The organism is Paenibacillus polysaccharolyticus, from assembly GCF_900102085.1.
GTDB lineage: Bacteria > Bacillota > Bacilli > Paenibacillales > Paenibacillaceae > Paenibacillus > Paenibacillus polysaccharolyticus.
In genome coordinates this window covers 210,451-232,993 of record NZ_FMVM01000006.1, presented here as the reverse complement: position 1 = coordinate 232,993, position 22,543 = coordinate 210,451, and the positions used below count along the sequence as shown (strand labels likewise).

Here is a 22,543-nt window from a genome sequence, read left to right as displayed (position 1 = left end):
CAACCGTCTAAAGTTGTACAAGAAGTGAGTACCAAGTAGCAGTATAGTAGGGCAGCCGTGTATGCAGTCCAGTCATCGCCTGAACTTCACCTGAATGGGGAAGGGCGCATACTGGAGCTGGAGCACGGCTGCCCAATTGGTTTTGTAGAGGAAGAATAGGTCAGGACAACATGTCACATTCATCGATGCTCTTTGCGATAACGCAGCGGCGTTGTGCCTGTGATCTGTTTAAAGGTTTTGTTAAAATGAGCAGTATGCTCGAATCCTACCTTCTCTGCGATAAATTGAACCCGCTCTTGTGTTGAAAGTAATCTTCGCTGTGCCTCTCGAACTCGAACGATACGCAAATATTCGCTGAAGCGAAATCCGGTAAGCCTGCTGAACATTCGGCTGAGATAAGAAGGGCTGATATAAAAACGGGCTGCAGCATCTTCCAAAGTGAGCGGTTCGGTGTAGTGTTTATTGACATAGGTTACAATCTCGCTGATCTTGTCCTGCATCGGATGTAGCGAGCCTGGATTGGATTCCCGGATAACCTCCTGTGCCCGATGGACAAGAATCAGAAGTTGAGCCAGCAGACTACGTACGGCGATCTCATAATGAGGGCGTCGTTCTTTGCATTCCTGAAGCATCTGCCACAGTATGCGCTCGATCTCTGGTTGATCTGACTCGGGAAGACGGAGGAGGCTGGAGCATTTGAATGGCAGCAGGCCACATATGCCTAGCTCCATGCCCGTGGCAAAAGCAGGCGAAAAACCAATGAGAATCCGTTCGAAGCCAGGTTTGTTACCTTTGGAAGTGGTGTGTACATCATGCGGGTTGATGAGAACCAGGTCACCTTTTCGCGCAGGCAAAATCTGTCCATTCATGGAGTATACCCGTTCACCTTCGAGCAGGTAATATAATTCGTAAAAGGGATGAGCATGAGGTTGCGGCATCGCACTCCCGTCATGTCTTCGCATATATTCTATGGTAAAGGCATAATCACCAATCCGATACTTGGGTCCGATTCGATCCTCAATGAGACTCATTAGGCAACTCCTCTCCACTTCAGCTTGGCGTTGATACTCATATCATAACGGAAAGTAGATAATTTTGTAAACGCTATCATATAGAGTGAGATTGCTTTTTGTGAAGATAGATATCATTCATCAGGGCGGGAGGGATATTGTGGAGAAGGTGGACGAATGGAAGAATGCCCGTTAGAAAGGTGACAAAACGGACATGTTGTTTTAGAGTAAGGAGAGCGAGGTCATGCCCCAGTTTGGGAGTATCCCCGAAAATGAATTGGAAGGAAGGAAACAAGTTATGACAGCACATGAATTATCACCGCTCGTAGCTGCGCTGGATATGCAGCCTCACGTTGAAGGTGGTTGGTATAAGGAAGTTTGGAAAGCATCTTATCAAATCCCGCAATCCGTATTACCGGACGCTTACTCTGGTCCGCGCTTCTCAGCAAGTTCAACGTATTTCTTGCTTCATGCTCATGAAATCTCCGAGTGGCACACGGTGCTTTCGGATGAGCTGTGGTTATGGCACAGCGGCAGTCCAATTGAATTGAAATTGGGTGGCAACGGCGAAAACCCGGAGAATGAGGAAGTGCTGATTCTCGGCATGGATATCGAGGCAGGACAATCTCCGCAGGTACTTGTGCCTGCAGGTGTATGGCAGACGGCACGACCATTGGGCGATGAGCCGGTTCTGGTCACTTGCGTCGTAGCGCCAGGTTTTCACTTTGATGACTTCAAGCTGGTATCCAAAGGATAAGCTTATATTTAAAACTTTAAATTTAAAAAACCGATTCAGATATGCTTCAGCATCTGAATCGGTTTTTTTTGAGTGCTCTTCTTTCTTGCTCTTACATTTCTCATATCACCCTTGATGTTCATTGTGAATGCTTTGCATGTCCGATGGCGAATACTGCTCACTTCGGATTTTCATTACTCATCCAGCTGTCTACATAAAACTCTCCATTATACTCCGGTAGCTTAGCGAGTTCCTTAAGCTTGAGTTCAGCTTCTTCCGCGGTAGAATACTCACCGATAACAGCCGTGAACTCATCCGTAGACGTTTTAAGGAAGGAGATATCCTCATCCGGATAAGATTCTTTTAATATACCCATGGACTCTCCAAAAGGCATTGATTCTGTACGGAGTGAGAACACCTTTCGAGGTGTGACTGGTTTGCCGTCAGAAGTCAGCTTCACTTCCAAATATCCAGGGTTCTTGAATTCCGTGACGGAATACTGTACGCCTTCTTTTAAAACAACAACGAATCCGACGGAGGAGTCGTCTAGAATCATGGAGCCATAGACATCTTTTACTAAAGGTTGAGTCATGAAGTCGTTTTTTACTTTCTCCATATCCATGTAACGTGCACCACTGAATGTAAAGAGGATACGATTGGGTGCTGACTTGTGTACTACATTATAATAAGGTGCGTCATTCGTCTGATCCTGGTCATCGGTACTAAAATGAATTTGAAGCGTATTTTGCGTTGCATCCGAACCCACGGTTACTCCATCGGTAATCTTACCGCCATCGCCAAATTGTAATACTTGAACAATCGTTCCGACCACAGGTATTTTGACCATAGCATTTGCAACTGTAGGAATGTTGACGATGAACAGAAAAGCTGCACATGCTGCCAGAGCAGAAGCATAGCGAATGAGACGAGATGATTTTTTGCGAGCAGCCGCTTTTCGCTGGGCTTGACGAATAACCTCTGTAAGTTGAGCCGGGATTTCAATGTTTTCATAACGTTCTTTACTTGTCATAGATCTCCAACCTCTCCTTCAACTAAATCCAATTTTAATTTATTGATGATCCGATAAAATTTTGACTTGACGGTATTCTCAGATAAGGAGAGCACTTCAGCGATTTCTCGAAAACGCATATTATCGAAAAACTTCAATATGATATAGGCTCTATCTTCAGGCACGAGCCGATCGAGCGCATCGTACAGATCCATCTTTTCTTCTATGGAGGCTCCTCGCTCTGGAGCTGCGAACTCTTGCACATAATCCTCCATATAAGTTACGCGCTGGCTGCGACGAATATGGTCGATCGATGTATTGATTACAATCCGTGACATCCAGGAATCAAAATAGGTCATGGAATCCATTTTGCCATAAGCAATATAACCTTTGTATGTGGCTTCGGATACGATGTCCAATGCTTCTTGTTCATTTTTCACATAGCAGTATGCCAGTCTGTATAATTTGTTTTGGATCGTTGTTATTTTTTCGCTGAACTGTTCTTCCTTTGTTTTTCTGCTGTTCAGTCTAATCAATCTTGTTCCCCCCTGATCAACCTAAATAATATTCAAGTCCTCGTGTATTCCAGGCCCGGATTGGTGTAGAGTGCTTGAGTTGTTTGATACCCGTTAGACTGATAAGGAGGCAAAATAGTTTTAAGGCTTGCAAAAAAAATATGTAATCTCTATTACAAAGGGACCATACCATCATTTTTCACAACGAAGTCTGTGACTATAACCTGCGCAGAACCATATCAAAACACCCGCTCTTCCAGAAACGAAGGCGGGTGTAGCTCAATTCAATATGTCAGAAATTAAAATTGTCCGGATCGGAACCGAAACGCTTATTCTCGTTCAGACCGTTAATCTGTTCAATCTCCTCAGCTGTTAACTCGAAATCATATAGCTCGGTATTGGCATGAATGCGCTCAGGTGTTACGGATTTCGGGATGGTCACGATGCCATTTTGCAGATCCCAGCGCAATATGACTTGTGCCGGTGACTTACCGTACTTGGCTGCGATGTCCTGGAGCAAAGGATGCTCCATCAGATTACCTTGTCCAAGTGGAGACCAGGCTTCAATCTGAATCTCATGTGTACTGCAATAGTCGCGTAGTTCCTTCTGAGTCAGGAGCGGATGAAGCTCGACCTGATTGACCGCAGGTTTGATGGTGGCATCCATCAAGAGGTCCTCCAGGTGGTGAGTCTGAAAGTTACTCACGCCGATGGCGCGAACACGACCTTCTTTATAGAGCTTCTCCAGTGCTCTCCATGTATCTTTGTACTTGCCTTTGACAGGCCAGTGGATCAAGTAGAGATCGAGATATTCAAGCTCCAGACGTTGCATGCTTTCTTCGAAAGCGGCAAGTGTGCTCTCGTAGCCTTGGTCACTGTTCCATACTTTGGTTGTGATAAACAAATCTTCACGAGCAATGCCAGATTCACGAATGCCTTGAGCGACACCGGATTCGTTATTATATACTTTGGCAGTATCGATGCTGCGGTATCCAGCTTCTATCGCTGTTTTGACGGCATTTACAACCTCATCTCCGTCTTTCACTTTGAATACGCCAAAGCCAAGCCATGGCATCTTGACTCCATTGTTGAGTGTGGTTGTGTCCTGAACGTGTTTCATGATCTGTCATTCCTCCTCTGATTCTTTTCGATTGCTGACAGGTTGTCACTCCTTATTATACTAAAGTTTTCCTCTCTTTAAATATGAGTAGGCAAGCTTCGCGCGAAAAGCCCCTGTTTTATCCTTTTTCGCCAGGCAGAGGTTTGGTTTTGACGCTTGTGGGTGATAAGATGAAGTATACGAAAAAAGAACGAATTGTATTTTATAGATCCTACATTATAATCCTGAGAGGATAGCGTTTAGAGAAATGGATTCAAACGTAGAGTCCGTATGCTTTTACATAATCAAAGTCAATCAAGCGTAGTGATCTCGTATGACAAGTCGAGCTCGTGCGATTAACGATAAAGGAGCAAATTAATCATGGCTAAACCTAAAAAAACCAAAACGGCAGCAGCCTGGTCTCTCGTCATTATGGGAGCAGGTTTCGCAGCATCATTGCCATTCCAGGGGGTGCCGGTAGGTAAACTGCTGGTTGGTTCGTTTGAAGCAGGACTCGTGGGTGGACTTGCGGACTGGTTCGCAGTAACTGCGCTGTTCCGCCATCCGCTAGGTATTCCGATTCCCCATACGGCCTTACTGCCGAAGAACCGGGATAAGATGACGGAAGGTTTGGTCTCCGCTGTCGAGAATAATCTGCTCAACAAGGACAGCATTACGGAGAAAATTGCTGGCTTCAAAGCAGCTGAGATTGTGCTGGATACATTGGGCCGGGAGCTGCATAGTGACGGGATCAAAACCATGATTGATACGCTCTGCAAACGTATTTTGGCCGGGCTTCCGCTAGAGCAGATCGCTCCGATGGTAGCCAAAGAGATCAAGTCACAGGCCGGAGCGTTTGACTTGGGGCCGATTCTCGAACGGGCCGCTGTACAGGTAACAGAGCGAGGGTATGATGCTCAGGCTCTAGATTATGCGTTGAAACAGGCAGAGGAGTGGCTGGTCAAACCGGAAACGATTCTGTTCCTGGGTGAAAGTGGCATGAAAGCGATTAGTGGTATCCAGATGAATGGACTCATGCAGTTTGCGATGAATGCGTTCATGGGTTATTTGAATGAAGACCGTCTGGGCGGCATTATTCAAGGATATCTCTTTGACCGGGTAGAGGATATGAAACGGGAAGGCAGTGCGCTGCGTTACAAAGTGCTGGATATGCTTCGTACACAGGCCATGCGTATTGCGGTGAGTGAAGCTGTGCAGGATGGCCTTAACGGGTGGAAGAATAATCTGCTGGATGGCTGGAATGCTGAGGAAACCGTGCTGAACAAGCTCATCGAGATGCGGGATAAAGCACTAGTGGCGATGGAGGATGGTCGTTACGTAGATACGTATGCACTTCCTGCCATTGAAAAAGTTCTAGCGGATCTGCGTGCAGATGACGCGTTAATGACAAGCATGAATGGCAAAATTGTAGAAGGTGTCACCACACTGCTGGAGAAAAATCACTCCAAAATCGGGAATCTTGTGCGCGAAAATGTAGATAAAATGGATAATGCTTCACTCATCTCGCTGATTGAAGATAAAGTAGGTCAGGATCTGCAATGGATTCGGATCAACGGTGCGGTGACCGGATTTATTATCGGGGTCTTACTGACCGCGCTACGGATGGTACTTGAATAAAAGGGAAGGCCGGGCCGATCTGGCTGGCCAGCAAGAAGAGCCGCTCGTGTGGAGAGCAGGCTCTTTTTTAGTGTCATCGTAATGATGTGGTTTGTTATCTTGTTGCTAGCTTGGGATGAGAGGTGGATTATTTGGAGGTTAGTTGCTTGGCTTGAGCGGGCAATTCATCTGCCGTCACTTCTTCCCAGTGAGTTACACCACGTATTGCGGCTACATAGAGCTTCAAATATGCACCACTTTTAAGTAATTTTCCTGTAGAAAAGTTTAATGTTTTGGATTTTCCCTCATCCGTGTAACCGACTAGTTTGTAGCTGTATCGTCCATTTTCGTCCTTGTTTACTTCAGTCTGATTCACAACCGTATAATAGGTTGTTTTGCCTGCCGGATTATCAGGTGTCAGTTTAGCCGGGTCCATGAAAATAAGCCACAGGCAGGTCAGAATCACAAGTACTAATGCGAGAATACCGAGTGATTTTTTCATCATAGTACACTCCTTTGCGGATTGGAATTCAGGATGATGCAATATCTTTGTATTTCAGGCGGCGAATCGACCAGATGGCAAATAGAAGAATGAACAAGCTGTTCATAAATAGAAAAACCATATTCTCTGAGGTAGTCAGCCCCTTCTGACTAAGCACACCCATACCGATCGTGAGCAGGGAAAACGGGAATAACATCCCAATCTTCAATACATACATGCCCAATCCAAAAAAGACTGCGCAAAGGCTGATACCAATAGGTGTAGCAAAGCTGCGTATCCGAATGGATAACCCAAGTTGAAGTGAGGCGATGGAAAGAGAAGCAAACCATCCTCGTAGGCTCCAGACCAGAATTTCCGTTGGAAACTCGCCCGGAATGTTGAACATCTTGCCCGCAGCCCAATACATCAGCATGAAAAAGGCTTGGGCGAAAAAGATCAATAGGCCAACAATGACCAATTTGGCAACAAACAGACTGGTGACACTTAACGGCGAAGCCAGAACCATGTTCCAGTTGCGGTTGCTATGCTCCAGACGGCATACAAAGGCACAACAGATGGCGATGAGAATAGGCAGGAAGAATTCCCCGTAAAATAAACTGACCTGTGTCCACAAGCTGAACCAACCATTTTGTAAAGCGGCCTGGTTAAAATAAAAGTTAAAACATCCGATAAGCAGGCTGATAACAGGCAGGATTGCCAGTACCAGACCGATCCGGGAACGCCGAAGTTTAAGCCATTCGGCAGAGATACTCCTCAGCATATAGTTCCCTCCTTAGATTTCTTGTCTCGAGGCATGAAAATTGCCAGCAAGATAGAAGATGATCGTCATGCACAGGGCCGCTAACAATAGGCCGACAGGCAACATTCCAGATACATAGGTTCCTGAAGATGCGCTGTAAATGTAAGTGACCGGGTTCAAATCCAGATAATAAGACCAGATAAACAAGTGACGAATGGCGGCTGGGAACAAACCGGATGTGGTTCCGATGAATCCTCCCAGCATGCCCAGACACAAAGCAAACGCCTGATTGCGGACGGTCAGCGACAACCATTGCTGTAGTGCTGTAATGGCAAGTGTAGTTAGTAACGTCCCAACAACAAATTGCACAAGCAGGGAGAGTGGGATGGAACCGGAAATGTTTTTGGATAGACCAAAGCCCACGATAAAAATGGCCTGCGCTATGATGCCATACAGGATCAGACTATTTGCACAGATATATTTGGCGGTGTACACATGATTCCGTCCCGTATTGGTTGTCATTAACATCTTCCAAGTGTTCCCCTTATGCTCCATATCGCAGATGCGGGACACCACGATCGCCGATATAATCGGCAGAAACAGACCGTTCATCGAAGCGATGCTGAAAATGAGTGCTTCCCAGCTGGCATTACTCGCGCTTCGAGAGATCGATATGCTCATGGACATGGCGGCCCAGATCATCTCTGCAGCAAGGAACAGGGTAATCATGATCCAAATCTTTTTGCGCCGGATTTTGTAATACTCCAGAGATAGGGCTTTCATTACAGGCTTCTCTCCTTTCCAGTCAGATCAAGGAAAATGTCTTCCAGACTCTTTTTGTGCTCCTCAATACGAGTGACCGGAATACTCTGTTCCACAAGCGCTTTATTCAGCTTCGATACTTCTTCGTCGCGAAGATACTTCAATATGAGCTGATTTCCGTGAACTTGTGGCATGTAGCCATGAGTTAGTAGAAGCTTTTCTGCTTTTGCCGGCTCGGAGGTCTGGAAACGGATCGTGGCCTGATTATTAGCCTGAAGACTTTGCATGGTACCTTGAAACAACAATTTGCCATCACTGATAATGCCCACGGAGGTTGCGATCTGTTCGATCTCGGATAACAAATGGCTGGATAGCAAAACGGTGATGCCATATTGACCAGGCAGGGACTTGATCAATTCTCTGATTTCACCGATACCGGCAGGGTCAAGCCCATTCGTAGGTTCATCCAGAACAAGCAAGTTGGGAAAAGCAAGTAAAGCCATGGCAATGCCCAGCCGTTGTTTCATACCGAGTGAATACTGATCGGCCTGTTTATGTTTCTGATTTTCCAGTCTTACAATTTTTAAGGCTTCATCGATATTTTTGCTTGGTACATTTCGCAGCCGCTGCATCACCTTCATATTTTCAAGACCGGTCAAGTGACCATAATACGAGGGGGATTCAATCAATGAACCGGTTTGGCTCAGAATGGCGGGTCGATGTGTGGTCAAGTCTTTCCCAAAGACCTTGACCGTACCTTCACTAGGTTTGATCAACCCTAGCAACATTTTTAACGTGGTCGTTTTTCCTGCTCCGTTCGGGCCTAGAAATCCAAAAATTTGCCCCTTCTCAACCGACAAATTCACTTGATGCACACGATTCATACCGCCGTATGATTTGGACAGATTATGCGTTTCGACAATGGGGGAAGTGTTTATCATTGATTTCATCTCCATTTCACGGTGATCTCTGTTAAGTTCAATATAGATCAGACGTCTTGCTCTTGGCTGAAGATAACCTTACATTTACCTTAAATAGAATTGGAAAATATAGGCTTATATTCATGTCCTGATGTATAATGAAAAGGGTGATACGAATGGACATAATGAAAAACAAGAAAATACTGATTGTAGATGATGAACCGGAAATCCGTGAGATGATCGAACGCTTTTTGCGTAAGGAGGGCTTTTTCAGAGTCTATACCGCAGGTAATGTGGCCCATGCTCTGGCAATGTGCAGAATAGAGAAGCCGGATGCAGCCATCCTGGATATCATGTTGCCAGATGGAGACGGATTCTCCTTGTTGTCTTCTATTCGTTCCTTCTCGGACATGCCTGTGCTATTTTTGTCAGCGCGGGGGGAGGATGAGGATCGTTTACTCGGTTTAGGTTTGGGAGCAGATGATTATATGGTCAAACCATTTCTTCCAAGAGAGCTGATTCTTCGGCTCATGGGCATATTGAAAAGGGTATACGCTTCCAATACGATAGAGAGATTGCCTGTATTTCGTCTAGGTGGATTAACCATTGATTTGGAGAGCGCTGTCGTTCATGGGAACGAAACAGAACTTCCACTGACAGCCAAGGAGCACGCTATACTGGTCAAACTTTATGAGAATCAGAACCGGATTGTAACCAGTGATGCACTATGTCAGGCCGTTTGGGGAGATGAGAGTTACGGATATGAGAATACCCTAATGGTTCATGTTCGGCGGATTCGGGAGAAAATCGAAGAGGACCCGTCTAAACCAGTGTTTCTGTTAACCGTCCGCGGGCTTGGTTATAAACTGATGACTCAGGAGACTCGATAATGGATGGTTTGGTTCGTATTCTAAGAAGATTTGTCGGCTCTACCATTCTTGTATCTGTTGTACTGCTTTTATTTAATCTCGTATTGCTGGGTTCATTGATCTTCAAGGAAATTCACGAAGGACCTTCCCCCAGTGCTGTTGTCAAACAGGTCGCAGGCAGTTTGAGCAAGAGCGAGCAGGGGGAGTACACATTACAAAGTAAAGGGATGGAGATTCTCGCTGAGCATCAAGCCTGGGCGATGCTTTTGAATCAGGAGGGTGGGGTGCAGTGGAGTGAGCGTCTTCCAGCAGAAATCCCCCTTACTTACAGTGTGACCGATGTTGCTAAATTTTCTCGATACTATCTTAAAGAGTACCCGGTATATGTGTGGGAACGGGAAGATGGACTTTTGGTGTTGGGGTATCCCAAAAATACGTATGGAAAATACCAGTTCGATTTTTTGGCGGATTGGCTCAAGTCTCTACCGGTCAGGATTGTACTGTTATTGATATGTAATGTGGCACTTGCGCTACTTATCTCATTGCTAATCGGAACCCGTGTCATACGAAGCATTCGCCCGTTGATCGATGGCATTCATGCACTTGCTAAAGGAGAGTCGGTGCAGGTTGAAACCAAGGGCATATTCAATGATTTGTCTGAAAGCATTAACTCGACCTCCCATATGTTACAGGAGAAAAATGATGCGCTAAAGGCAAGGGATGAGGCACGATCCAACTGGATATCAGGGATATCGCATGATATACGGACGCCATTATCCATGATTTTGGGATATGCTAGTGAACTGGAGGAGCAAGCGGATCTAACAACCGAGCAAAAGCAACAGGCATCCATTATCCGGCGTCAGGGGGAGCGTCTGCGATCGCTCGTCAGTGATTTGAATCTGGTATCGATGCTAGAGTATGAAATGCAGCCCCTACAGATGAGATCCATTCGGTTGCCTGTTCTGGCAAGGCAAGTAGTATCTGATTTTTTAAATAATGGTCTGGACGAGCGTTATCCGATATCGTTAAATGTTCAAGACGAAAGTCTGTATGTGCAAGGGGATGAACGATTGTTATACCGAGCGGTAACCAATCTGGTGCAGAACAGCATTAGACACAATCCAGAGGGGTGTGCAATCGAATTGATGATCAAGCGTGAAGTGCAAAGTGGTTACGCACAGTTCATAGTCTCCGATGATGGGAAGGGAATTCCCGAGGAAGATCTGCTTGATGTGCTGGTTCTTCCTTATACGGCAGGTCGCATAAGACCTCCACGTCATGGGCATGGTCTCGGACTTCCAATGGTATCACGGATTGCTCAAGCCCATCGGGGGAAGCTTCTGCTCCAGTGTAACAGCCAAGGAGGGCTTCGCGCGGTATTAGAACTGCCTGTAGTGGTATAGAATTCACCTGTCTCAGGACAGGTTTTTTACAAATGTGTGCGCATAACAACGTAATATAGATACTAAAATTTAAAAGTATGAATTATTTTATTTTTTTAGATAATCCAAGGAAGGGAAAATAAGGATTTACAAAATCTAGCAAAGTGTGATAGAGTAAAGTTAGAAATAGATTACATATTTTATATTTAATGTAAATATATGTTTTGTTTGAATGAACTCCGGTGTTTAGCTTATTTAAGCTATACATATACAAAAAATTGAATGGAGGTTTTTTCAATGAAACAATTCAATCTCGAAGCATTAGCAGCAATCGAGGACATCAGTGATGATGAACTGATGGTGGTTACAGGGGCGTTAGCCGCAATTGAGGATAAGAAAAGCGGTGGTGTATTTTGCACAGTGAGTCATGAGTGCCATTATAATTCTGTTTCACCTTCTTCCTGGTTGACTTGTTGTTAATTCTGACTTCGATTTTCTTCAAGCACATAGCTGATCTCAGTTATGTGCTTGAAGTATTTATATGGTGTTTTCCTGTTTACAACCATTGATTTAGAAAGGGAGAGAAAACGATGAGCATACAGGAGCAGTTGAATAACTCCCACTGGGGTGATGCTTTATATTTGACAGAGAAATACAAGCAGTATGAACTTGGAGTTGCTGCGGAGCCTTTCGCTCATGGAGACGCAGTCTCCTCAGATGATGTAAGAATGAAGTTGTGGCTTGATCAGTTCTTTCAGGATCAGGAGCAATTAGCGGATCGATTCCAGGCTGAATCTATGGACATGAACAAGGTGAGTAGTCTATTTCAAACTCCAGATTTCCAGTACACATTTACAGATATGGGCTGGCATCAGGAGCTTCGGAAGACGTTTCTTGAGAATGAGCATGAGGATATTACATATTTCATTGAGGGCAATACAGAGGAAATCCCTTTTTTTGAATTTTCACAACCTTTTCTGCAACGATCTATTCAGATCATGACAGAAGGTCTGTCAGTAGGATATGAGTGGCTGGATCGGCGCCGTGTCATCGGGCTTGTACTGAAGACCGTCTCGGATAAAGTGTTTCACTTGTCTGCGAAGACACTTATCTATGAACTAAATAAAGCTAGACTGCAAGAGGAATTGATAGGTGAAGATTCCCGGCAGAGATATTTGCATTTTGTAAGCGAGAAAATTCAGTCCAGAGAACAAATTCTCAACCTGTTACTGGATTATCCGGTTCTTGCCCGAGGTATTGCCGAGCACACGTTGCGGATCAATCAGAATATGATTCGGGTTCTGGAGCGATTGACGGCCGACCGTCATGAACTGGAATCTTTGTTTGATTTTAAACTGGACAGGCTGGAGGATATCGTATTTCTTGGAGATTCCCATAATGGTGGAGCCAGCGTGCTGCGGTTGAAATTTACCGGGGACGTTAATGTCATGTACAAGCCAAGAGACATGGCAATTGATACTGCATTTGCTGGTATACTACATTGGTTTAATGAACAGGAGATGGGATTGCCTTTCCGGATTACCAAAACGCTGGACCGTTCCGAGTATGGCTGGCAGCAATATATTTCTTACGAGGAAGTAACCCGGGAGGAAGAGGCAGAACGCTTTTTTGAGAGACAGGGACAATATTTAGCGATTCTATATGCATTAAACGCAACGGATATGCATATGGAAAATATTGTTGCCCAAGGAGAGCATCCGTTCTTCGTTGATCTGGAGTCTTTGCTGCACAATCAACCCTTCAAGTATATGGATGAGAAGGAGCAGTATACGGCACTGGAGAAGACCCTTTCGATATTGAATGATTCCGTATTAAAAACAAGCATGCTCCCTACGCTGGACTCCAACGCCTTGTATCATAGTGATCTGAGCGGGCTTGCCGGAGATGTGGAGCAGATTCTCAATACTTATGAGGTTCACGATAAAAACACAGATATGATGAGGATCAAACGAAGCAAGATTGCTGTAAGTCGGTTCAGTCACCTGCCATCTTACAATCAAACGCCGATACAACCTGAACGCCATATCCATCGTTTGAAAGAAGGGTTCTATCGCACTTATCGTTCCATCATGGAGCAAAAAGACCGTTTCATCAAGGCGGTACGCCACCATTTTCATGGGTGTGCCGTGCGGACGATCGTTCGGCCAACCGTGACCTATTTTACATTAATCGAAGCCAGCTCTCATCCTAAATATTTACGCAATGGGCTGGACAAAAGTCTGCTGTTTGACATGATGTGGGCTATCGTCCGGCAGGATCGTAACCGTGAGAAACTGGTCAGTTATGAATGCCATGATCTGTTGCACGGAGATGTGCCTATGTTCAAAACATTAATTGGTGAGAAGGTGCTGTTTCATCATTCGGATAATCAAGCCATTGAGGGTGTATATGACTCGGATATCTTGACCCAGACGGAGACAAAGGTTCGGGCCATGAATGAAGATGATATGGATATGCAGTGGGAATTTACGGAGCGCACTCTGCAAACGAAGTATGTACTGGAGCGCTCATTCGCTATGGAGAAGAGTACAGCGAGTGTAAGGCGAGAGGCGTTGAACAGCCATCCAATCTCCACGACCCGAGCTGATTACTTACGTGAAGCGGTAAGGATTGGTGATTATATTAAGGATATCGCGATCACGGGAGATGAGGGCAGCACCGTATCCTGGATCAGCATGGGCATGGATGCGGACGAGAAACTGATCTATAAATCCTCGGAACTGGGTCTATACAATGGGGTCACGGGCATCGCTTATTTCTATCTTTATCTAGGTCAAGAGACGGGTGAAGGGAAGTATACAGAGATGGTCGATTTGTGTATCCAGACGGCCTGGGAGATGATTCGCAAAAACATGGACAGAAATATCTCTCTGTTTACAGGTTACGGATCACTTCTCTATTTGTTAGTGCATAAAGCGAAGGTATACTCCCAGCAGGATGTTCACCCGGAACTGCTCGAACTGCTGGATATACTGGATGAGATGATCGAGGAAGATGAGCGGCTGGATGTCATCTCAGGTTGTGCAGGCACATTAATGGCATGCGTGGATTTGTATACGATGTTCCACCTGCCTAAGGCACTGGACATAGCTACAAGATGCGCAGATCGGCTGCTTAAGCTGGCTGTGCCGATGGAACAAGGCTTGGCATGGGTGACATCGGCGATCAATAAAGTGCCCCTTAGCGGCATTGCACATGGAAACGCAGGCATATGTCTGAGTCTTGCCCATCTGTACCGTGTTACAGGTCACGAACCTTATTTTGAAGCTTGTTTGGAAGGAATTAAATATGAGGAATCGATCTACAGTTCCGAGGTGAATAACTGGAAGGATCTCCGGTTCACGGATGGCAATATGTCGGAAGAACATTATGTCATGTATTGGTGTAATGGTGCACCCGGTTTGGGTATTGCCCGGGTAGGAACAGCACAGGAATTAAGCTTCCGCGGGCCTATAGATGTGCTGGAAAAAGACATTCGCCGAGCGGTGACCAAGACCATGGAAGATGGTTTCACAGAAGTCAGTTATTCACTATGTCACGGAGATATGGGGAATTTGGAGCTGATCTTGCTCGCAGCCGACTATTGGCAGGATGAAACGTTAGAAGCATACGCTTATCAAATGGCTGATTATATCATGACCAAGGTTAGAGAGGATAACGGTCACTGGAGATGCGGCATTCCGAGTCGTCAACAAATACCAGGACTTATGCTGGGTCTGGCCGGGATCGGATACCAATTACTGCGGTTGTATAATCGGACACTGCCTTCGGTACTTATGATGGAAGGGCCGGTAAGTCATGAACTGAAGGATGTAGAGCAGGTCACGCAGCAGGATAGAGTGGAGATGGCTTTTACCAGACAGCAGGAGTATACGGCAGAGCCGTCATCTGAACCGGGACAGCATTATGCCTAAACGTTCAGTATTTAGCCGTCTGCGTGGCAAGGCACAGCGAAAAATTCCTGTTAAATTGCAAATGAATCAATACGACTGCGGGCCCAGCTGCTTGCATATGTTGCTTGCGTACTATGGCTATGAAGCCGATTTTACCGATCTGAAGGAACGATTTGCCATGCTGGGGAGCGGTCGTGACGGAAGTTCTATGTTGAAAATGAAGGAGGTAGCCGAAACCTACCATCTGAAAGGTGTAGCCAAAAAGGCACCTGTGCCTTCACTCAGCAATGATTTCTTGCCGGTCATCTGTTTCTGGGAGCAACGACATTTTATTGTGCTTGAGGAGATTAAGGCTGGTAAGTTATATACCATTGTTGATCCTGCCATGGGAAGAATGACGATCACTAAACAGGAGTTCGAAGAGAAATATTCAGGTATTTTTCTGCTGGTATACCCGGATGAGGGGTTTGTCCCTTTTTCAGAAAAAAAGATGAGTAAAGTAGCGTATTTCAAAGATTTGATTCGCAGCAACAAAAAGTATTTTGTATGGGCCGTATTGCTTGCCCTGGGATTACAGCTTGTATCGGTGCTTTTTCCGTTCCTGATGCAGGTTTCGATTGATGCGGTAACGGGCAATGAGGGATACTCCATTTTTCCCGTGTTGATCACCAGTGTGGCCTTGTTAACCTTGTTTCAGATCGGTTTTGGATATGTGAAAGATATGTGTATCGTGCGCCTTCAGGAAGTGCTGGATTCGCAGTTAACCACCAGTTTTGTGTCCCACATGTTGAAGCTCCCGTATCAATATTTTGAGATTCGCTCTCGGGGAGATCTGATGATGCGAGTCAACAGCAATGTTACCATCCGGGAAATTTTGTCGCAAAAAATGATTTCCACGTTCATCAATTTATTTTTAATTGTGGTGACGTTTACCTACATTGTCATTCAATCACGCATTATTGCGTTCACGTTGCTAGGTATAGGAATAACACAGGTTCTTATTTTTGTATACACGCGCAGCAGGTTCAAAAAACTGACGCAAACTCAGATTGTAGCTCAGAGCTTGGCAGGATCTTTTATGACCGAAGTGTTAGAAGGGATTTCAACAATTAAATCTCTGGGTATCGAGCAGCGCACGGAAGAAAAATGGCGGGAGTTATTTAAACGCCAGCTTGCCACGGTGAAGGAAAAGGCTATTTTTCAAACTCGAGTTAACACGATAACCAATACTTTGAATTTTATGACACCGATGCTCATTTTGCTTGTGGGTTTGTACCAGATTATGCAGGGCAACATGACGTTAGGTATGCTTGTTTCATTCCAGTCTCTGGCTGCACTTTTTTTGGGGCCGCTTAATTCACTTGCCTTGATGCTGAATGAGTTCGTAATGGCGGATGCGTTGCTGGATCGGATTTATGATGTGATTTTGGCAGAAAAGGGTCGGTCTTTTCAGAAGAAACCAAATGAGATGGTGCATGTTGCCGAGCTTCAGGGTGATATTACGATTGACCATGTGAGCTTCAAATATACGGAGTACAGTAGTCCTGTGCTTAATGACATTAGTATGACCATTAAAGCAGGACAGAAGGTGGCTCTCGTTGGCAGATCTGGCTCTGGTAAAAGTACTCTCGCTAAATTGCTAGTGGGGTTGTACACCCCTACACAAGGAAATATTTATTTCGATGGCATTCATGCGGAGGAATTAGATCCTCAACATATTCGTGATCAAGTCAGCATCGTTCTTCAGGATAACTTCGTGTTTAACAATACCGTTTACGATAACATCAAGCTGCATGCGGAAGAAGCAACTGCAGAAGAGGTAATGTTTGCTGCAAAACTTGCCGATATTCATGCAGATATCGAACGCATGCCGATGAAATATAACACGTTAATTTCGGAGGCAGGCTCTAATCTGTCCGGGGGACAGAAACAACGGGTAGCTCTTGCACGGGCGCTTGTGAGCAGGCCCAAAATTCTGCTTTTGGATGAAGCAACCAGTGCACTGGATACGTTAACGGAATCTACGATTGCCGGGAACTTAAGCATGTTGAAATGTACGCAAATTATTATTGCTCACAGGCTGAGCACCATTCGAAATGCCGACACGATCTATGTGCTGGATCAGGGAGAACTTGTCGATGCGGGAACACATGAAGAGTTGGTTACAAGGTGTGACGCGTATCAGAGACTCGTAGGAGAGCAGTTGAACGAGGCCCAGCTCAGACAATATGGATAGAGCATGTTATTTATGAGGGTGTCTCTGCTTCGCTGGGCCTGGATAAGAGGTGTGTCATTTATAATCAAGCTTTCTTTTTGACACCAGCCGGTGTTCGGAAGAAAGTTTTTTATTTTTATATGGAAAAAGTTAGGGCCTAAATGGTACAGCAGTCTTAGAAGCGGGTAATATACACCCAAATATAGGCATGAATCAACTAGGAGAAAAGTTTCAGGAAAACGCTCCTGTGAGCGGATGTGTCTTATGTTGATTTTGTACTATGATGCATGTAACAGGTGAAGGGGGCGCTCTTTACTTACACAGGTTTGAGCCAAAAGGGGGAATTGCTATTCCGCGCACAAAAGGGATGAGAAGTTTATTCGCACTGATGATGGTGTTCACTATATTGCTGGGAGGGTGTCAGAAGATGACAGAGAGTGAGAAACAGGCGTTGTACCAGGAAGCTGAGAAGGTTGTGGTGCAGCACTTCAAAGAAAAGTTTGAACTGGATGTGGTCGTTACGAGCAAGGAACTGCTGCCAGAGATGGCGATGTCGCAGATCGGACTGAAGGGGCATGTGAAGGATCATGACGATCAGACCTTTGGCATATCGTACGATTACAAGAAAAAAATCACCAAAAATCTCGTGATTAGTCCCGAGCTCGAGGAAGCCATTAAAGCTAAAGGATATGATCCATACGCCAAATAAAAGGGGAGGTGCAGTGATTGAGTAACGGCAGGAACATTGATGATGAAACGTACAAAACCTTATCGGAGTTAGCCTATCAGGATCAAAAGGCAGGTGACCGTCTGACGGAGCTTCCCGGCTGGCAAGTACTGGAGGGCACAGAGAGTAATAAATTTTCCGGCTTCGATGCCGTAACGTTTTATAATCCGGAGACCAAGGAGGCAGTCATTGCCTATCGGGGAACCGAGGGGAGTGCCTCTCTGGACCGCTCGGTGCCTGATTTCGTGATGGATGCACGCATCGGGGGCGGAGAATTGATCCGCAAAGGGCAACAAGACACGGCACAATTTGTAGACAACCTGACACCGGATTGGCTCGATAGAGGCGTTCAGAATATCAAAGATTCCACAGGTATTTCCAAAGTAGAGAACTGGGCTGGCGACAGGGTAAGAGATGTACAAAACTGGACGGGCGATCGCGTAAAGGATATCGAAAAGACCTATTCGCCTACGGGCTGGGCTAACCAGATGTATCAGTCGGAAGATTATGCGAACCATATGAAAGAAAAGTATGGCGATCTGAATTTCTCTCTGACAGGACATTCTCTTGGAGGTGGGGATGCGCAGTATGCTTCCGCTTATACAGGTCTTCCTGCGGTTACATTCAGTGCACCTTCAGTGATGGGCAACTTGACTCCTGAGATGCGTCGGCGGGTTGAGGCCGGTGAGTTGGATGGGCAAGTAACGAACTATGCGAGTCCGGGCGATCTGGTCGCTAGCGGAACGTTAGGCGGATATGATCGTCATGTAGGTTCTACGTATTATATTGATTCGAATTACGCAGATGCCAATAATGGTGTAAGTCTGATTGATAAAATCAAGAATACATTTGGCGGAGAAAACTATCACAGCCTCGATCAGTATAACTTCAAAAATGGTTACATTTCCAACGAGTTGTATGATCCGATCACGGGTGAGCGGGTTCGTTATTCGCCACGACTTATGGAGAATCTGGGACCGCTGAGCAAAGCGGTAGGTCCGATGGGGCTGAGAGGCGGTGCCGGCAGAGGAGCGGCTGCGGCGCTGGGATCTGGTCTAATCCAGGTTACCCCGGAAGAACTGAAAAGTGTGGCTTCCCGCTGGAAACAAAATGCCCAGCAGTGCAATGCCGAGTTGAATCAGGTGCGGACACGTATGGCTCAGTATTTACATACAAGCCGTAGCCGCAGACTGGAGCCCATTGTGACTCACTTGGATGCGTCTATCCAGGAGCTGAGCACATGGCATATGAAGCATACGAGCCAATTCCTGAACTTTATTGAGGAAAAGGCGGAGGCTTTCCGGCAAGCGGATGAGAGTCCGGTACATTTTAACTAGTTATAAATGGCAGGCTGGAGAGATAGCATTGAGTATTCAAGGTGAGAACGTGCACTGAGGGGGAGGGAACCACGGATGAGCGGACAATTGCTGGTGGAATTGAATGACCTGCGGATTGCGGAAAAAGAGCTGTCACAGCTACTGGTTCGCATGCAAGCGGATGAGCAGGAGGCAAGGGCGCTGTACAGCCGTCTGAACGATTGGAAAGGACAATCTGCGGATCATACGAGGCAGCAGATTGAAGAATTTTTCGCAGGTCTCGCCAAGCGTATCCAATCCATCGAGATGCAGAAGAAAAGTCTGATCCAGTATATTGAATTTATGATTCAAACGGATCAGCAACGTTAATATGCAACGGTGTGCCATATTGCGGATGGCGCATGTATCGTGCACGGCAAGTCATCTCGATTTTGGACATAGATTAACTAAAAAAGGAGTTTGCAGCATGAACGGGGTTATCCCGTTCGCTGCAAACTCCTTTTTGCATCTTTTTACAATGATCTCCTCGGGTGACCCCGGGTAAGAGAACTGCAGATTAACGTTTTTTGCGGCGAGTGGCCAGTGCAATGCCCAGGAAGGACATGATCAGAGCCAGGATCGATACGATTAACGTTGCTTGTTGTAGCTTCAACGTACCTGCATCGGAATCCGTGTTATTCGGTTGACCTGTTACCGTATCGGAGAGAGCATCGCCGAGAGTAGTGTCATCATTTCCCTTTTTGCCATCAGTCGCAGTGTCAGAAGCTTTGTCACCTGTCGCGGTGCCAGCAGTGCCTGCACTGTCATGCCCATTACTTGATCCGCCTGTTGCGGCATTACCGGCAGCTGCCGGATCTTCGCTGATGGTTGTGATGCTGTGAGGAGAGTTTGCCCCCGGCTGGCCTGTCCACTCTACAATGCTGCCATCACTGTAATATTGGAAGGCATCCCATGCCACTTCTGTTTCTGTCTTTGGGTTCTGTGCAACAAAGTTAAACTGTTGGAACTGTCCAGCCAGAATCCCTTGGTTATCTCCATCAATCTCCCAAGTGATCGAGGTTACTTCTTTAGAATCATTTTTCTCAGTTGTGATCTTCCATCCAGACAGTGGCTGATATTGCTTAAATGCAACACCCTCTGGAATTTTGAGTGTGATTTTGGTTGTTGGCAACTCTTTCTCAGACGGTATTTTAATCGTATATGTCTGCCATGCACTCGTTTGTGCGACGGACGGATTTACCGTGACGTGAGCGCTGGCCAAACCGGAGAATAGCAGGAATGCTGCTGCACCTGTTGCCATAGCAGATGTTAATTTGGATACCCATGATGTCTTTTTCAAAATCAGAACCCCTCTCATTCTTATGCAAATGTTTTAGATATACTTCACTCTTTTAAAAATGGTTTCGTTGTTTACTACGGCTTTGCTGCCTCAATCTTGAACTCGGCATCGAGGGCATCAAGTGACCGAGTTAACGCGTGGACTTGGATACTCCACTTGCCCGGCATAGAGATGTAGTCCTCAGCCTTGTATACGCCCGTATCGTTCTTCGGAATGGTGATCTCATAGATGCCCATATCCATATCCAGATGGATCAGAGACAACGTCACCTGTTCGAGATCTTTGACGATACTGCCATCCGCTCGCTTTATGCTGACTTCGAACTGATTTTCTCCCACTACGTTTGGGCTTACCTGAAGTGTTATCACGGAGCCATCATCTGTCGTTTGTGTGCCTTTATAAGGACCGACGGGTGCTGGCTGACCTGGAGACAGATGTGTCAGTACAGCCGCGAGCGCAAGAATGATGGCACCTGTAACCAGCTCAGCCTTTAGACTGCCAGACAACTGCTTACCTGTAGCGGCTCTTGCTCGTTTGGCATGAATCAGCGCGAAACCGATCATCACGATAAGTAGCAGAATTTTACCGATCAGAACCAGGCCATATGCTGTTGTGAATAAAGAGTTCAGTAGCGGTGCGGGCAGGATGACCAGACTGCCATAGATACCCGTAGCGACCAGAACGGCTACAGCACCGATACCCCAAACGGTAAATCTCCTTATCGCTGCCCAGTAGACTTCACCTCGCAGTTTTGCAGGCAATCGATTGGTGAGTGCTGGCAGACACACTGCCATAGCGGTGAGAGCCCCGATCCAGAATGCAGCAGCGGCAAGATGTACAAAGTCCATGGCTACAGCAAGCACACGTTGCTCTGCGGCAGCAGGATGCCCCGTCATAGCATGGGTAAGCAGCCAGCCTAGAACCAGCACCAATGATCCGTATGAGGACCAGATTCGCACGCGCAGGGATCGATCCAGATCATAACCGGACAGTAGTGTGACTGCAAGCAACATGGCAATCAGCATCTGTAACATCCAGATCTGACCGAAGGAGGTCAGTTTGAGCGCACTTCCTAATAAAGCCCAACTGAATTCGCCGATATTAACACCTGACTCATAGAGAGTGTTCAGCGGAAGGCTTATTAGTGCAGCAAAAGAAGAAGCAGCATAGCTGATCCAGAACAATTTGTAGCTACCCGGTGCCTCCATTGGTTCCCGTAGCAGGGAAGCTGGTGCAATTCGAAGTAGCAGGAAGGCTAGAGTACCGAGAATGACGGACAGACCGAGATATTGAATCCAGTCCGTGAATGACACGATCCATTTCAATGGGCCACCGGTGGCACCCGAACCGGATGCCAGATCCTTCAATCCGGCAGGTGCCCCGGTAGGCTCGCCGATATGAAACACATACGCTCCAGAGATTGGATGACCATCGGCGGATACGGCCTTCCAGTTGACGAGATATGTCCCGTCAGCAAGGCCAGGCTTCAGACCCGTTTCCATAATGTGCGGGCGTTCTGAGTCAATCTGTACGTTACCGTCGCCTGCCTGGTTGCCGTCAGGTCCGGTAATTTTAATATCATAAAAGGCCGTCTGCAATGATTCATTGAACTCCAACGTCAGCCGCTGCGGGGCAGTAACGAGCAGTTCATTTTCTTCAGGAGACGCCTTCACGATATAAGCATGAGCAGATGCCCATTGCGGCATCACCAGACAGAACACCAGTAACAGACTGGTGAGCAGTGCCCAGTGACGTTTGCTCCAATGCAGGGTTAAGCTTCTTACTCTCAAAAAATCATCACCCTTGGGTTATAGATTTACAATTATCCATAATTCGTCGTTCACACATAATCTATACCATTATAACTTT

The 22,543-nt window shown here is 46.1% G+C and carries 20 protein-coding genes; 10 read left to right on the top strand and 10 right to left on the bottom strand.

The window, feature by feature from the left end:
* Positions 1 to 179 precede the first annotated feature (179 nt).
* Entirely contained in the window at positions 180 to 1,031 is an 852-nt protein-coding gene (locus tag BLQ13_RS10425) for a helix-turn-helix transcriptional regulator (RefSeq protein WP_090918863.1), read from the bottom strand.
* Positions 1,032 to 1,308: 277 nt separating this feature from the next.
* On the opposite strand from BLQ13_RS10425, the gene BLQ13_RS10420 reads away from it, so the two are divergent.
* Positions 1,309 to 1,767 (top strand): cupin domain-containing protein, encoded by a 459-nt coding sequence (locus BLQ13_RS10420; RefSeq protein ID WP_090919039.1) that lies wholly within the window; start codon positions 1,309 to 1,311, stop codon positions 1,765 to 1,767.
* Positions 1,768 to 1,924: 157 nt separating this feature from the next.
* Here the strand turns inward: BLQ13_RS10420 and BLQ13_RS10415 are convergent, their stop codons facing one another.
* The 3 genes from BLQ13_RS10415 to BLQ13_RS10405 form a co-directional block, all read right to left on the bottom strand.
* Positions 1,925 to 2,776, bottom strand: coding sequence for a hypothetical protein (locus BLQ13_RS10415; RefSeq protein ID WP_090918861.1), 852 nt, complete (start codon positions 2,774 to 2,776; stop codon positions 1,925 to 1,927).
* Positions 2,773 to 3,291 (bottom strand): sigma-70 family RNA polymerase sigma factor, encoded by a 519-nt coding sequence (locus BLQ13_RS10410; RefSeq protein WP_090918859.1) that lies wholly within the window; start codon positions 3,289 to 3,291, stop codon positions 2,773 to 2,775. The genes BLQ13_RS10415 and BLQ13_RS10410 overlap by 4 nt, the downstream gene beginning before the upstream one ends.
* Positions 3,292 to 3,562: 271 nt before the next feature.
* The gene (locus BLQ13_RS10405) at positions 3,563 to 4,390 is read right to left on the bottom strand and encodes an aldo/keto reductase (RefSeq protein WP_090918857.1); all 828 of its coding nucleotides are present in this window, start codon (positions 4,388 to 4,390) and stop codon (positions 3,563 to 3,565) included.
* Positions 4,391 to 4,750: 360 nt separating this feature from the next.
* On the opposite strand from BLQ13_RS10405, the gene BLQ13_RS10400 reads away from it, so the two are divergent.
* The gene (locus tag BLQ13_RS10400) at positions 4,751 to 6,007 is read left to right on the top strand and encodes a DUF445 domain-containing protein (RefSeq protein WP_090918855.1); all 1,257 of its coding nucleotides are present in this window, start codon (positions 4,751 to 4,753) and stop codon (positions 6,005 to 6,007) included.
* Between the two features lie 127 nt (positions 6,008 to 6,134).
* On the opposite strand, the gene BLQ13_RS10395 is transcribed toward BLQ13_RS10400, so the two are convergent.
* Genes BLQ13_RS10395 through BLQ13_RS10380 form a run of 4 tightly spaced genes read right to left on the bottom strand, consistent with a single transcriptional unit; the run spans position 6,135 to position 8,927 of the window.
* Positions 6,135 to 6,491: a YxeA family protein gene (locus BLQ13_RS10395; protein ID WP_261771711.1), complete on the bottom strand. Its 357-nt coding sequence runs from the start codon at positions 6,489 to 6,491 to the stop codon at positions 6,135 to 6,137.
* Between the two features lie 25 nt (positions 6,492 to 6,516).
* A complete protein-coding gene (locus tag BLQ13_RS10390) occupies positions 6,517 to 7,248 on the bottom strand; it encodes an ABC transporter permease (protein ID WP_090918851.1) in 732 nt (243 codons plus the stop codon).
* Positions 7,249 to 7,260: 12 nt separating this feature from the next.
* A complete protein-coding gene (locus BLQ13_RS10385; RefSeq protein ID WP_090918850.1) occupies positions 7,261 to 8,010 on the bottom strand; it encodes an ABC transporter permease in 750 nt (249 codons plus the stop codon).
* Entirely contained in the window at positions 8,010 to 8,927 is a 918-nt protein-coding gene (locus tag BLQ13_RS10380; RefSeq protein ID WP_090919037.1) for an ABC transporter ATP-binding protein, read from the bottom strand. The genes BLQ13_RS10385 and BLQ13_RS10380 overlap by 1 nt, the downstream gene beginning before the upstream one ends.
* Positions 8,928 to 9,085: 158 nt before the next feature.
* Between BLQ13_RS10380 and BLQ13_RS10375 the strand changes: the two genes are divergently transcribed.
* From BLQ13_RS10375 to BLQ13_RS10340, 8 genes are all read left to right on the top strand, one after another.
* A complete protein-coding gene (locus BLQ13_RS10375) occupies positions 9,086 to 9,799 on the top strand; it encodes a response regulator transcription factor (protein WP_090918848.1) in 714 nt (237 codons plus the stop codon).
* Positions 9,799 to 11,184 (top strand): sensor histidine kinase, encoded by a 1,386-nt coding sequence (locus BLQ13_RS10370; protein WP_090918846.1) that lies wholly within the window; start codon positions 9,799 to 9,801, stop codon positions 11,182 to 11,184. The genes BLQ13_RS10375 and BLQ13_RS10370 overlap by 1 nt, the downstream gene beginning before the upstream one ends.
* Before the next feature lie 276 nt (positions 11,185 to 11,460).
* Positions 11,461 to 11,643, top strand: a complete 183-nt coding sequence (locus tag BLQ13_RS10365) for a type A2 lanthipeptide (RefSeq protein ID WP_161556976.1) — start codon at positions 11,461 to 11,463, stop codon at positions 11,641 to 11,643.
* A gap of 110 nt (positions 11,644 to 11,753) precedes the next feature.
* Entirely contained in the window at positions 11,754 to 15,098 is a 3,345-nt protein-coding gene (locus tag BLQ13_RS10360; RefSeq protein WP_090918843.1) for a type 2 lanthipeptide synthetase LanM family protein, read from the top strand.
* Positions 15,091 to 17,313, top strand: coding sequence for a peptidase domain-containing ABC transporter (locus BLQ13_RS10355; protein ID WP_090918841.1), 2,223 nt, complete (start codon positions 15,091 to 15,093; stop codon positions 17,311 to 17,313). The genes BLQ13_RS10360 and BLQ13_RS10355 overlap by 8 nt, the downstream gene beginning before the upstream one ends.
* Positions 17,314 to 17,719: 406 nt before the next feature.
* Positions 17,720 to 18,001: a hypothetical protein gene (locus tag BLQ13_RS10350; RefSeq protein WP_090918839.1), complete on the top strand. Its 282-nt coding sequence runs from the start codon at positions 17,720 to 17,722 to the stop codon at positions 17,999 to 18,001.
* A gap of 17 nt (positions 18,002 to 18,018) precedes the next feature.
* Entirely contained in the window at positions 18,019 to 19,356 is a 1,338-nt protein-coding gene (locus BLQ13_RS10345) for a Tle-like phospholipase domain-containing protein (RefSeq protein ID WP_186809805.1), read from the top strand.
* Between the two features lie 75 nt (positions 19,357 to 19,431).
* Positions 19,432 to 19,704, top strand: a complete 273-nt coding sequence (locus BLQ13_RS10340) for a hypothetical protein (protein ID WP_090918837.1) — start codon at positions 19,432 to 19,434, stop codon at positions 19,702 to 19,704.
* Between the two features lie 187 nt (positions 19,705 to 19,891).
* Here the strand turns inward: BLQ13_RS10340 and BLQ13_RS10335 are convergent, their stop codons facing one another.
* Both BLQ13_RS10335 and BLQ13_RS10330 read right to left on the bottom strand, forming a co-directional pair.
* On the bottom strand, positions 19,892 to 20,674 hold the full coding sequence (locus tag BLQ13_RS10335) for a YcnI family copper-binding membrane protein (protein ID WP_244159276.1): 783 nt from the start codon (positions 20,672 to 20,674) through the stop codon (positions 19,892 to 19,894).
* Positions 20,675 to 20,748: 74 nt separating this feature from the next.
* Positions 20,749 to 22,464, bottom strand: coding sequence for a copper resistance protein CopC (locus tag BLQ13_RS10330; RefSeq protein WP_090918833.1), 1,716 nt, complete (start codon positions 22,462 to 22,464; stop codon positions 20,749 to 20,751).
* Between the last annotated feature and the right edge of the window lie 79 nt (positions 22,465 to 22,543).

Coding starts and splice junctions, on each gene's coding strand:
- BLQ13_RS10415 (WP_090918861.1), bottom strand. CDS start 2,776: ATGACAAGTAAAGAACGTTATGAAAACATTGAAATCCCGGCTCAACTT.
- BLQ13_RS10365 (WP_161556976.1), top strand. CDS start 11,461: ATGAAACAATTCAATCTCGAAGCATTAGCAGCAATCGAGGACATCAGT.
- BLQ13_RS10405 (WP_090918857.1), bottom strand. CDS start 4,390: ATGAAACACGTTCAGGACACAACCACACTCAACAATGGAGTCAAGATG.
- BLQ13_RS10350 (WP_090918839.1), top strand. CDS start 17,720: ATGACAGAGAGTGAGAAACAGGCGTTGTACCAGGAAGCTGAGAAGGTT.
- BLQ13_RS10355 (WP_090918841.1), top strand. CDS start 15,091: ATGCCTAAACGTTCAGTATTTAGCCGTCTGCGTGGCAAGGCACAGCGA.
- BLQ13_RS10375 (WP_090918848.1), top strand. CDS start 9,086: ATGGACATAATGAAAAACAAGAAAATACTGATTGTAGATGATGAACCG.
- BLQ13_RS10340 (WP_090918837.1), top strand. CDS start 19,432: ATGAGCGGACAATTGCTGGTGGAATTGAATGACCTGCGGATTGCGGAA.
- BLQ13_RS10400 (WP_090918855.1), top strand. CDS start 4,751: ATGGCTAAACCTAAAAAAACCAAAACGGCAGCAGCCTGGTCTCTCGTC.
- BLQ13_RS10370 (WP_090918846.1), top strand. CDS start 9,799: ATGGATGGTTTGGTTCGTATTCTAAGAAGATTTGTCGGCTCTACCATT.
- BLQ13_RS10425 (WP_090918863.1), bottom strand. CDS start 1,031: ATGAGTCTCATTGAGGATCGAATCGGACCCAAGTATCGGATTGGTGAT.
- BLQ13_RS10385 (WP_090918850.1), bottom strand. CDS start 8,010: ATGAAAGCCCTATCTCTGGAGTATTACAAAATCCGGCGCAAAAAGATT.
- BLQ13_RS10395 (WP_261771711.1), bottom strand. CDS start 6,491: ATGATGAAAAAATCACTCGGTATTCTCGCATTAGTACTTGTGATTCTG.
- BLQ13_RS10360 (WP_090918843.1), top strand. CDS start 11,754: ATGAGCATACAGGAGCAGTTGAATAACTCCCACTGGGGTGATGCTTTA.
- BLQ13_RS10420 (WP_090919039.1), top strand. CDS start 1,309: ATGACAGCACATGAATTATCACCGCTCGTAGCTGCGCTGGATATGCAG.
- BLQ13_RS10390 (WP_090918851.1), bottom strand. CDS start 7,248: ATGCTGAGGAGTATCTCTGCCGAATGGCTTAAACTTCGGCGTTCCCGG.